We start from the raw sequence: 10,411 nt of genomic DNA, 5'->3' as shown, positions 1-10,411 counted from the left end.
TTAATTATTTAACATAATAGAAGCTTATACGAAACGCAATTTAAAATATTATTGTTTTTCATATAGTTATAAAATTTTGACTGACTTCAAAAACAGTAAAAAGCCGACTTAGAAACAAGTCGGCTTTTTATGAGCAGAGTTTGATACCTTTTGCCAAGAACATAGGTTATTAAATAATCAATTGATAAAATATATTCTTATTATTTCATTTACTCATAAAATATATTCATTATAATGTTGTGTATTCGATCGAATACAATAAAGAGGAACTTTCATGACCGAGATTAAACGTCTCCCTGAATTTGATGAATGGCTAGATAGCATTAAAGACAGTATGACCCGTCTTAAACTGAATCGAAGATTAGATAAGGTTCAGCGTGGTAATTAGGGCGATGTAAAGCATCTTCAAGAAGGTGTTTGGGAAATGCGAGAGTTCTTCGGACCAGGTTGGCGCATGTATTACATCAAACATGGTGATGTAATCATTGTGATGCTTGGAGGTGGTGATAAATCTACACAGCAAAAGGATATAGAACGAGCTGTTGATTTATCAAAATCTTTAGAGGATTGAAAAATGGTTAAAATAGCTGATCTACCTAGCTTTGACATGGCAGAAGCACTTAAGAGTGAAGAAGATATTGTAATGTATCTTAATATGGTTCTTGAAGAGAATGACCCTGCTGAACTAGCTCATGCACTTGGTGTAATTGCTAAAGCTCGTGGTATGACTCAAATCGCTAAAGAAGCAGGAATTGGACGTGAAGCACTTTACAAAGCACTCCGTCAAGATTCAGCACCTCGTTTTGATACGATTAATCGTGTAGTAAATGCTTTAGGTCTAAAACTAACTGTGCAGAATGCATAACTATTAATAAAATTTTGTCTAAGTTGAGCCTGTAAATTATTTTGTGTAAGTTCCATTTTTTATAAATGATCTTTTAATCGATCATCGAACTGAATCGTAAACCAATTCATTGCTAAACGCCAATTTTGAATTGGCATCGTCCATTTCTTCGCAGCATTTGATGTTGCTAAGTAAATGACCTTCTTTACTGAGTCATCAGATGAAAAGATTTTCCTCTTCTTCGTTGAATGGCGTATTACGCTATTCAACGACTCAATCGCATTTGTTGTATAAATTGCATGACGTATTTCGGCTGGATAGCTAAAGATCGTTCGGATATTTTCCCAATTGGCCCGCCAGGATTCTCCAATTTTGGGATACTGGTGATTCCATTGATCACAGAAGATGTCTAGGGACTTTAAAGCATTTTCCTCTGTACTTGCCTGATAAATCGCTTTCAGACCCGAGGTAACAGCCTTGTAGTCTTTCCAGCTTACAAATCTCAGGCTATTGCGTACAACATGCACGATACACAGTTGAATATCAGTATGAGGGTAAACGGAGGCTATCGCGTCAGGAAAGCCTTTTAATCCATCTACACAGGCAACAAGAATATCCTGTACTCCTCGATTTTTAGCTCTGTCATGACTGACAGCCAGAATTTGGCACCTTCTGTCTGAGCAATCCACATACCCAGTAATTCTTTTTGTCCATCCATATTGATGCCTAAAGCAAGGTATACGGACTTGTTAATCACATTGGAGTGCTGACGGACTTTGACAACAATACAGTCAAGATAGACAACAGGATAAAGGCTATCTAAGGCTCTATTTTGCCACTCAGTCACTTGCTCAATCACAGCATCGGTAACTTTGCTGATGAGAGATGCTGAGACATCGGCATCGTACATTTCTTTGAAGAAGGCTACAATTTCCCTATTAGTCATTCCTTTTGCATACAGTGAGAGGATTTGGTCATCCATACTGGTGATGCGTGTTTGGTGCTTTTTGATAATTTGTGGCTCAAATGAACCTTCTCGATCACGGGGAATATCTAAAGCCAGTTGTCCATCTTGAGTTGTAATGGTTTTAGAACTAAACCCATTACGGCTATTTGAGCCTTTCCTGGACTGATGCTTTTCATAACCGAGATGGTCTGAAAGTTCAGTATTGAGTGCAGTTTCAATCATGAATTTTTTAAAGACTGCTGTCATTTGGTTTAAGTCTTCTGGTGTTTTTAGACCTTTAGCCAATTCGGCAGCCATACTTTTGATTGTTGCTTCATCCATGTGAAGTACCTTTTGTAATTATCCTCTGAAGGATAAATGAAAATTAAGTACTTACACAAAATTTAGAACAGTCCCTCTAAGTTCCATCTTATTTAACATAAAATCTCTTATGCGAAATTCAGAATACATCACCAATAGGCTAAATTATTTGCAATGTATTCTGAATTTTCCTCATTATCGATGATCAATTCATCTTTATAAATTTCTTGCATTATCTCTAACAATTGTTGCTTCTCATCCCCATCGAGGGGCCATGTACTTGGATCTATAATAACTTCATAATTTACAGTCATATCAAATTTGATACTTAGTTCTTTTTCATTATTTTTATATGACAGCAGAGTGTGGTACATACTTTGGCGGAATCTCATGACTGCATAATCAGTTTTTAGAGGAGGACCGCCATTCCAACTCATAATTAGCTCAGCTACTTGCTCACACTTTTCTGATGAAGCGCTTCCATTGTATTTAGTTATCGATATATCATTTAGTAAAGTATTAACATCGCTTGTGTCTCCAAATCCTTCTAATATTTCACAAATTAAATCAGTTATATAGCTTAATTCTTCACTCGAAAATTTTAATTTAGGCAACCAAACATATCTAAGTATTTCTTGAATCTTATGTTTATTACACATATACAAAATCATTCTTTATTGGATATATGTTTTTATATTTAGCAGAAAATTTCTTATAAACAATAAAAAACCCCGACATCCTGTCGGGGTTTTTCGTATTTGGTACTAGGGTCAACTCCTGTCATCCCTCGCGTCCTGTCGCTGATCTTATTGTTGTTATCTGGAACATCCTGTTCTCAATGAAGCCATGATATGCAATCTGGTTGTGTCTGCCTATTGGTGATTTTCTTGAATGCCTGTACGCCAGAACGTACATGCAAATATCCTCAAATTATCCCAAGAATTGTCCGCAGGAAATGGGGATAATTTCAGAAATGAGAGCCTTTAGAAATCAGGAAAATTTGGATTTTTGAATATTTTTTAACCAATTTTATTGGCTAAAAGTGACAAAATTGCTTAAAAAGCAGCCGACTTGTTTCGGAGTCGGCTTTTTACCTATTTTTAGTCATGACTAATTTTTTAAATATTTGAAAAATAATAACTTTTTATAAATGATTTCGCATAACGCCCATTATGTTAAATGTAAGAGATTTTAGGAAAGTTTTTCTATGTATTCACTTAAGCCATTTAAAGCTAATTGAACTGAATTAATCGTCACATACTCAGCATATACAATATTTTCAATTAAATTTGGATATGCAAAAAATGGATTTTCATTCAACCTAAATAAGAGAAAAACGGACTCTTGATTTCTTACACCAATCTTTGAAAAATCATCAAATGTTTCTTCTAAAGTTAAGTGGTACTGATCAATAAGATCATTATTTATACATAGATTATCAAAAAAGTTTTCTGTAGTTAGATTATAGTTTTTGTAAGAAGCTGATTGCAGTAATGTCCTCAAAGCGCCAACAAAACTAGGTATATATGTTGGTGACTCTAATGTACCAAATGAAAGCCCATTTATGTTCATTGTTAGAGCTAAAAGATACCTTTGCGGATTAACATTAAGAACAGTAAACGAAAACTCCTTAGTACCAATCTCTATAAGATCTGTCTGTACCATTTCCCATTCCCATACTTAATATTTTCTAAAATTAACATAATACGCCTTATACGAAATAAAAGATGGGAGCTTAAAGCTCCCATCTTTTATTTAATTTTTAGATAAGGCCAGGGTGAGCATCTAAAATTCGAATCAATGTAGCTGCTGGTCCAGTTGGATAACGTCGTCCTTGTTCCCAATTTTGCAGGGTACGTGGGCTAATATGTAGACGTGCAGCAAATTCATTTTGGCTCAAGCCAGTTTTTTCACGTACTTCTTTAATATCAGGCAATTTGAGTTCTGTAACTCGGCTTGCTTTAACTTCTTTACGTTTGATAGCTCCAGCTTCTTTGATTGAAGCAACCAAGTCATCAAATAAGTTGTTATCCATGAAATTGCTCCTTCACGAGTTGGCGCAGAATGGCTGTTTCTTTATCCGTTAAATTATCTTTAACTGATTTTGGATAAGCCACTAAGAAAAAGATTTGATCATCCTCATTTACCCAATAGTAAATTACTCTGATGCCGCCACTTTTACCTTTGTTACCTTGAGCACAACGTACTTTTCGAATGCCACCGCCATTCTTGATTAAGTCACCTTTATCTGGCTGAACCAATAGATCTTGTTGAAGTTGACGATATTCCTCATCAGATACAAGGTCTTTAATTTGCTTGGTAAAGATGCTGGTTTCAATAAATAACATAGACTTAATGTACGTCAATGGCGTATATCGATTTTAGCAGTTTCGATATCAAAAAACGAGAGCTGTAGACTCTCTTTTCGTATAACCACCATTATGTTAAATAGTAGGGGGAGATTAAGCTAAAATTAGAGTTTTAATTTAGAGAAAGTAATGTCTCAGATAAAAATTTATGCTTTAGATGAAACTATAGAATTACATCGTGATAATTTAAGTAAAGCTATCCATCAGGCTTTAGTTAAAGAATTAAAATACCCTGAAGAAAAAAGGTTTCAACGTTTTATTCCACTACAATCCAAAAATTTTATATATCCAGCAGACCGCAGTACATCTTATATAATTATTGAAATTTCCATGTTCGATGGACGAACAAAAGAGACTAAAAAAGCATTTATTAAGACTCTATTCGAAAATATAAACAATCTATGCGGTATTGATTCAAATGATGTTGAGATAACTATATTTGAAACCCCCAAAGAAAACTGGGGCATTAGAGGGGAAAATGCGGATGAACTACAGTTAAATTATAAGGTAAATATTTAAATTTCCTAAAATTAACATAATACGCCTTATACGAAGCCCAGGTTAATCCTGGGCTTTTTGTTGAATCTGATCATTAGCCTCAAACATTCCAGGATTGGTAATTTTGATGTTTTCCTGACAACTATTACAAAGCATCAGCCCAGCAAAAAGTTGTACATGTTGCGTTGATTCACAAAAGGTACATGGCTTAGGAAAAGGGATAATATTGGCTGAATTGACTAATTCTGTTGACATAAGAAGTAACCTTGGATTGTACATATTGATTTTTAATAAATTTCAATACTTTATACCTAATTTAGCCACTAAAATTTGTACATTATTGTATGATCCATGTGTACATATTATTTTTATAATTTTCATATGCTTATATAAAAATAGCCTTTATTTTTGTACAACCCCATGTACAGAACAATAATCATATAAATCAAATTTTTAGCATAAAAAAGTCCATTAATTTTGTACACGATTCTGAAACTTAAAAATCTAAACTTTCATCAATTTTTTCCATAATTTCAATAAATTAACCTTAATTTTAAGATATATTCTGAAAGTTGATTTGAAAGTTATTTTTACATTATATTTCAATACTTTAAATAAAAAATTGGATATTTTTTGAAAAAACCGATGAAAGTTTATTTTTTATTTAAAAACAAATGTTTATAGCAGTTTTTGTCCATTTTTTTGAAACAGTTTCTATATGATAAAAAAACCTATAAAAACCATATCTGGCAAAGGTTTGAGGGTTGTCATCTTTAGATGCGTGGTGTGTGAACCAAAAATTGCCGGTATGTACCGGCTCTCAATCCATTTAATTGACTGAACTGACAGTAAAGATAGTGCTTGGCCAAAAGAGATCCTGACTATTGTGTTTCTAAAAGAAAAATCTATAAGCGGAAACTCTAGCCTACAGGTCAAAAATAAAACCCAAGTTAAAACGCTCTCACATGCGATTTCAGCCACATTTTTACTTAAGACATAGAATCCACTATTGAAATGAGTAATCAGGTCAAAAAACGCAAATGAGCGCCAAATAGAGGCTATTTTTATTCTAATCGGGATGAATAGAGCGAGTGTCTACGAGCGAAGCACCAAAATTCGCACCTCGACTTCTTGAAAAACAGCTTTTTAGGCTGTGAAGCCTAAATAAGCGTAAATCACATGCAGAAAATTGTGCCTAGATCGAGCGTAGCGAGTAAAAAAGCTTTATGAGCGAAGCGAATTCCGAGTTGCTTTTGCTCTTGCCTTTGCTTTTTCTTAAATTCACGGGAATATTAACCTAAAAATTGCCCCGGCGAATCGAGCGAAAGCGAGATTCAATAGAGTTTGAGCGAAGCGAAAACCAAGGGCAATTTTTCCTTTCCTGGGCTTTTAATTATTTTAAAGTTTTTAAATGCTTTTAGACATGCTGAAAGCCTTTATTTACAGGGTTTTCAAGACTAATAAGACTACAATTTCTTTGTCATAAGACTACAATTTCTTTGTCATAAGACTACAATTTCTTTGTCATAAGACTACAATTTCTTTGCATTTGATTACATCAAATGCTAGTGTAGTCTTAATAACACTTATAACCTATGCAGTCTTATGAAAAATGACTTAGTAGTAAAAGATAATGCCTTAATTAATGCCAGTTATAATCTTGAAGTAACCGAGCAACGGCTTATCCTTTTATCAATAATAAGAGCAAGAGAAACAGGCCAAGGGATCTCATCCGACAGTAAATTAGAAATTCATGCTTCTGATTATGCTTCTCGCTTTGATGTCACCAAAGAAGCTGCATATAACGCTCTAAAGAATGCAGTTAATAATCTTTTTGAAAGAAAGTTCTCTTTTAAGGAAATTCATAAAGATACAAACAAAGAAATTGTAGTCAAATCCCGCTGGGTTAGCCGAATTGCATATGTTGATGACCTTGCTACATTAGAAGTTACCTTTGCACCAGATGTTGTTCCTCTTATTACAAGATTGGAAAAGCACTTTACGAGCTATCAACTTAAACAGGTTGCTCAACTCACTAGCAAATATGCTATTCGTCTATATGAGTTTCTAATTGCTTGGAGAGACGTAGGAAAAACACCTGTTATTTCTTTATCTGAGTTCAGAGAAAAATTAGGACTTGATATTAATGAATATCAAAAAATGGTTAATTTTAAAAGTCGTGTTTTAGAACCAGCAATAAAGCAAATCAATGAGCTAACTGATATACATGTAAAATACGAACAGTACAAAACAGGAAGATCTATCTCAGGCTTATCATTCACTTTTAAGCATAAAAAAATTAATTCTATACCTTCAGAAAGAGATCCAAATACGGTAGATCTCTTTACCCAAATGACTGATGCACAACGTCACATGTTTGCAAATAAGCTTTCAGAACTCCCTGAAATGGGTCGCTATTCACAAGGAACTGAAAGCTATCCTCAATTTGCTATTCGTATTGCTGAGATGCTGAAAAATCCTGACCGAATAAAAGAACTATACCCGTACCTAAAAAAAGTGGGATATATGCCATCAAGTAAAAAGGATGTAGCAAATGGCTAAGTTATCACTAAGTGAAGTATCTAATCGCTTTAACGTCAGTCGCTCTACGTTATATAGGGCCATAAAAGAAGGACGTATATCTCGAAGCTCTGATGGACTTTTTGATATTGCAGAAGTCATCCGATGCTTTGGGGAGCCGATCAAAAAGCATGAACAAAAACAAGAAGTGAATCAGTCTAAGGATGATGCGGATTTACGTCAGCTTGTTGATTTCATGAAAAAGGAAATTGAGTCATACAAAGATCGGGAAAAACGCTATTTAGATCAAATAGACCGCTTTCAACTACTATTAGGGCATAAAGAGTCTGAAGAAAAAATGTCTCATGATGCACCAGTGACACATCCTAATGATGCACCATGCGACAACAGTCGTGAAACACGTGAAACTATTGATAATAATAAATATGGTGAAATTAGTACATCTCATGAAACACCAGTGACACACCCCAATGAAACACCAAAACACGTATCAAAGACACACTATGAGACAAAGAAAAAACGTGGCTTATTTGGCCGTGTGCTGAATGCTGTTTTTGATAATGACTAAGGGAGAGAGATCATGCCGAAACTGAAAGACATTGCCCTGGGCATTATTGTGGCCCCGCTGCTGATCCCGATTATGCTGATTGCAGCATACCAGGATAAAAAGGCACTCAAAAAAGAGCTGAATGAACGCCAAAAAGAAAAAGACCAAGCATCCTGATTATTCAATTAACCTAAACAAAGTCGTGAAACATTGATCAAAGAATAGGCGTGGAACGTGAAAAATCATAAAAAAAGCCCAAACAGTGATGTTTGGGCTATAAACTTTGAAATAAGTATTTGAATTTCAAAATAAATTATAACACATTTCGTATAAAGGTGTATTATGTTAATTTTAGATAAACTATAGAATCCATTAGTTTTTAAACCAATAAATTAAATATTTTATGGAACTCCAGAATATTTATTCAGGCGATACTTAAGCAATAAGGGTAGGGTGATTACATAAAGTATTGCAGCTAATGCCCATACCATTCCAGGAGCTGATGCCTGAGTCATAAAATAGAGGCTAGTAACTAATACAGGACCAATTATAGCCCCCAGACTATTAAAACTGCTTAATAGCCCTTGTAATTCACCTTGTCTTTCATCACTAATACCTCTGGACATCATTGCTTGCAAAGCAGGAACGGCTACTCCACCAAGGGCAAACAATGGTAACAACGCAAAAGGCACCCATTCTTCAACAGCAATAGATAAAAGAAGTAAACCAATTGCATCGCAAGCTATTCCACATAACAACGTATTTTTCTCTCCAAACCTCTTTACCATAGGGGCGATAGCAAAAGCCTGTGCAATAGAATGGCATATTCCATAACTAGCAAGGGAAACACCTGCAATAAATATACTCCAGCCATAACGATCCTGCCCATAGATAACCCATAAAGTTGCGGGGACTTGTGAAACCAATGTGATAATTAAAAAGATACCAAGCAATGGAGCCATATTAGGTTGAGTGATCAAATAGGATAATTTCTTTAATATTGATTGCTCCTGAACCTTCTCAGTCATTTTATTGCTGTGTTTTGATTCTTTTAATAAGACTGCTGTCATTATTAAATTAATCCCATTCATAAAAGCAGCAGCAAAGAACGGTGCATGTAAGTTCCATTCACCCAAAACTCCACCTATTACCGGACCCGCTATAAACCCAATACCAAAGACAGCTCCAAGGAGACCAAACCTTTTTGCACGCTCATGGGCTGGAGTAATATCTGAAACATAAGCTGTTGCAACAGCCATGTTGGCACCTGTAATTCCCGCAAAAATACGACCAATATATAGCCACAATAGAGAAGGAGCAGCAGCCATTAGGAGATAATCAGCCGTTGCACCAGCAATTGAAATAATTAATACAGGTCGACGTCCAAATCGGTCACTCAACGCTCCAAGGATAGGTGCAAAAATGAACTGCATCAGAGCATACACAGCTAATAAAGCACCATAGTGAACACCGCCTGCTTCAGCTCCAGCCAATGACCGTAATAATTCAGGCAAGATCGGCATAATTAAACCAATCCCAACAGCATCCAGAAATATAGTGATTAAAATCACGCTCAATGATTTCTTCACAAATGCCTTCTCTAGCAATGATAGAATTAATATTCTCTCACACACTCCCTATCAGTGATAGATTTATGAGTAAAAAAGATATTGCACCTCAACGTCTGACACGTGAAATAGTCCTGCGTACCGCATTGGATATGTTGAATGAAGAAGGCATAGATTCAATAACCACACGCAAGCTAGCTCAACGATTGGGTATTAAATCTCCAACTCTATATTGGCATTTCAAGAATAAATCCTTGTTAATGGAAGCAATGGCGGAAACCATTATAAATGAACACCATTTAGTTTCTTTACCCATCGATGGGATGACATGGCAAGATTGGTTGCTCGCTAATTCTGTAAGCTTTCGTCGAGCACTACTAGCTTACCGTGATGGTGCTCGTCTACATGCAAGAACTAGCCCCAGTCAAGGACATTTCAACACGATTGAGGCCCAAGTTGCGCTGTTATCTCATGCTGGGTTTTCTCCTGTTGAAGCAGTTGCATTACTTATGACATTAGGAAGGTTTATTGTTGGGTGGGTCCTTGAGGAGCAGCAAGAAGAAATAAGATCAGACCCACCATTCGAAGCCGATCCAACTATATATCCACTCATGCTCCAAGGAGTGAATACCTTACAAAATATGAATGCGGATGACATTTTTGAAAATGGGATTCGTATGGTGATTATCGGTGCTGAAAGACAACTTGATATTAAAATGCAAACTTAACTCTATACTGCTTTAAGCAACTGTTCTATTTAGTAATAAAGCTTTTATC

Annotated in this window: 12 protein-coding genes and 2 pseudogenes; 7 read left to right on the top strand and 7 right to left on the bottom strand. The window is 35.4% G+C overall.

From position 1 onward, the window contains the following. The first annotated feature begins 274 nt into the window (after positions 1-274). Both NQU59_RS18620 and NQU59_RS18615 read left to right on the top strand, forming a co-directional pair. Positions 275-571 (top strand): annotated as a pseudogene (locus NQU59_RS18620) (type II toxin-antitoxin system RelE/ParE family toxin). A 3-nt stretch (positions 572-574) separates the two neighbouring features. Further along, complete coding sequence (locus NQU59_RS18615) at positions 575-865, top strand: addiction module antidote protein (RefSeq protein WP_004787581.1); 291 nt, start codon at positions 575-577, stop codon at positions 863-865. 59 nt (positions 866-924) lie between these two features. On the opposite strand, the pseudogene NQU59_RS18610 reads toward NQU59_RS18615, so the two are convergent. The 5 genes and pseudogenes from NQU59_RS18610 to NQU59_RS18590 all read right to left on the bottom strand — a co-directional run bounded on the left by NQU59_RS18610 (position 925) and on the right by NQU59_RS18590 (position 4,459). Continuing rightward, a pseudogene (locus NQU59_RS18610) lies at positions 925-2,132 on the bottom strand (IS256-like element ISAba26 family transposase). A gap of 128 nt (positions 2,133-2,260) precedes the next feature. Beyond that, positions 2,261-2,770, bottom strand: coding sequence for a hypothetical protein (locus NQU59_RS18605; protein WP_257066415.1), 510 nt, complete (start codon positions 2,768-2,770; stop codon positions 2,261-2,263). Between the two features lie 532 nt (positions 2,771-3,302). After that, on the bottom strand, positions 3,303-3,776 hold the full coding sequence (locus NQU59_RS18600; protein WP_257066413.1) for a hypothetical protein: 474 nt from the start codon (positions 3,774-3,776) through the stop codon (positions 3,303-3,305). A 97-nt stretch (positions 3,777-3,873) separates the two neighbouring features. Further along, entirely contained in the window at positions 3,874-4,146 is a 273-nt protein-coding gene (nadS, locus tag NQU59_RS18595) for a NadS family protein (RefSeq protein ID WP_257066412.1), read from the bottom strand. After that, positions 4,139-4,459, bottom strand: a complete 321-nt coding sequence (locus NQU59_RS18590; protein WP_002126330.1) for a type II toxin-antitoxin system RelE/ParE family toxin — start codon at positions 4,457-4,459, stop codon at positions 4,139-4,141. The genes nadS and NQU59_RS18590 overlap by 8 nt, the downstream gene beginning before the upstream one ends. A 150-nt stretch (positions 4,460-4,609) precedes the next feature. On the opposite strand from NQU59_RS18590, the gene NQU59_RS18585 reads away from it, so the two are divergent. After that, positions 4,610-4,999, top strand: a complete 390-nt coding sequence (locus NQU59_RS18585) for a tautomerase family protein (protein ID WP_257066407.1) — start codon at positions 4,610-4,612, stop codon at positions 4,997-4,999. A 42-nt stretch (positions 5,000-5,041) separates the two neighbouring features. Here the strand turns inward: NQU59_RS18585 and NQU59_RS18580 are convergent, their stop codons facing one another. Continuing rightward, on the bottom strand, positions 5,042-5,233 hold the full coding sequence (locus NQU59_RS18580) for a hypothetical protein (protein ID WP_257066429.1): 192 nt from the start codon (positions 5,231-5,233) through the stop codon (positions 5,042-5,044). Between the two features lie 1,350 nt (positions 5,234-6,583). Here NQU59_RS18580 and repM point away from each other — a divergent pair. Genes repM through NQU59_RS18565 form a run of 3 tightly spaced genes read left to right on the top strand, consistent with a single transcriptional unit; the run spans position 6,584 to position 8,243 of the window. Beyond that, the gene (repM, locus tag NQU59_RS18575) at positions 6,584-7,540 is read left to right on the top strand and encodes a replication initiation protein RepM (protein WP_151838182.1); all 957 of its coding nucleotides are present in this window, start codon (positions 6,584-6,586) and stop codon (positions 7,538-7,540) included. After that, positions 7,533-8,087, top strand: coding sequence for a helix-turn-helix domain-containing protein (locus NQU59_RS18570; RefSeq protein ID WP_257066423.1), 555 nt, complete (start codon positions 7,533-7,535; stop codon positions 8,085-8,087). Before repM ends, NQU59_RS18570 begins: the two co-directional genes overlap by 8 nt. Before the next feature lie 12 nt (positions 8,088-8,099). Beyond that, on the top strand, positions 8,100-8,243 hold the full coding sequence (locus tag NQU59_RS18565; RefSeq protein WP_164836615.1) for a hypothetical protein: 144 nt from the start codon (positions 8,100-8,102) through the stop codon (positions 8,241-8,243). Between the two features lie 224 nt (positions 8,244-8,467). On the opposite strand, the gene tet(39) is transcribed toward NQU59_RS18565, so the two are convergent. Next, positions 8,468-9,655, bottom strand: coding sequence for a tetracycline efflux MFS transporter Tet(39) (gene tet(39), locus NQU59_RS18560; protein WP_004856455.1), 1,188 nt, complete (start codon positions 9,653-9,655; stop codon positions 8,468-8,470). 65 nt (positions 9,656-9,720) lie between these two features. Between tet(39) and NQU59_RS18555 the strand changes: the two genes are divergently transcribed. Further along, the gene (locus tag NQU59_RS18555) at positions 9,721-10,362 is read left to right on the top strand and encodes a TetR/AcrR family transcriptional regulator C-terminal domain-containing protein (RefSeq protein WP_004787586.1); all 642 of its coding nucleotides are present in this window, start codon (positions 9,721-9,723) and stop codon (positions 10,360-10,362) included. Positions 10,363-10,411 lie beyond the last annotated feature (49 nt).

Source organism: Acinetobacter colistiniresistens, assembly GCF_024582815.1.
Taxonomy (GTDB): Bacteria; Pseudomonadota; Gammaproteobacteria; order Pseudomonadales; family Moraxellaceae; genus Acinetobacter.
The sequence above is the reverse complement of the archived record's forward strand: the minus strand, read 5'-3'. Positions and strand labels throughout refer to the sequence as shown.

What these genes read in the sequence shown, in the direction of transcription:
- NQU59_RS18605 (WP_257066415.1), bottom strand. Translation starts at nt 2,770, where the DNA reads ATGTGTAATAAACATAAGATTCAAGAAATACTTAGATATGTTTGGTTG.
- NQU59_RS18590 (WP_002126330.1), bottom strand. Translation starts at nt 4,459, where the DNA reads ATGTTATTTATTGAAACCAGCATCTTTACCAAGCAAATTAAAGACCTT.
- repM (WP_151838182.1), top strand. Translation starts at nt 6,584, where the DNA reads ATGAAAAATGACTTAGTAGTAAAAGATAATGCCTTAATTAATGCCAGT.
- NQU59_RS18570 (WP_257066423.1), top strand. Translation starts at nt 7,533, where the DNA reads ATGGCTAAGTTATCACTAAGTGAAGTATCTAATCGCTTTAACGTCAGT.
- NQU59_RS18565 (WP_164836615.1), top strand. Translation starts at nt 8,100, where the DNA reads ATGCCGAAACTGAAAGACATTGCCCTGGGCATTATTGTGGCCCCGCTG.
- NQU59_RS18615 (WP_004787581.1), top strand. Translation starts at nt 575, where the DNA reads ATGGTTAAAATAGCTGATCTACCTAGCTTTGACATGGCAGAAGCACTT.
- NQU59_RS18600 (WP_257066413.1), bottom strand. Translation starts at nt 3,776, where the DNA reads ATGGTACAGACAGATCTTATAGAGATTGGTACTAAGGAGTTTTCGTTT.
- NQU59_RS18580 (WP_257066429.1), bottom strand. Translation starts at nt 5,233, where the DNA reads ATGTCAACAGAATTAGTCAATTCAGCCAATATTATCCCTTTTCCTAAG.
- NQU59_RS18555 (WP_004787586.1), top strand. Translation starts at nt 9,721, where the DNA reads ATGAGTAAAAAAGATATTGCACCTCAACGTCTGACACGTGAAATAGTC.
- NQU59_RS18585 (WP_257066407.1), top strand. Translation starts at nt 4,610, where the DNA reads ATGTCTCAGATAAAAATTTATGCTTTAGATGAAACTATAGAATTACAT.
- nadS (WP_257066412.1), bottom strand. Translation starts at nt 4,146, where the DNA reads ATGGATAACAACTTATTTGATGACTTGGTTGCTTCAATCAAAGAAGCT.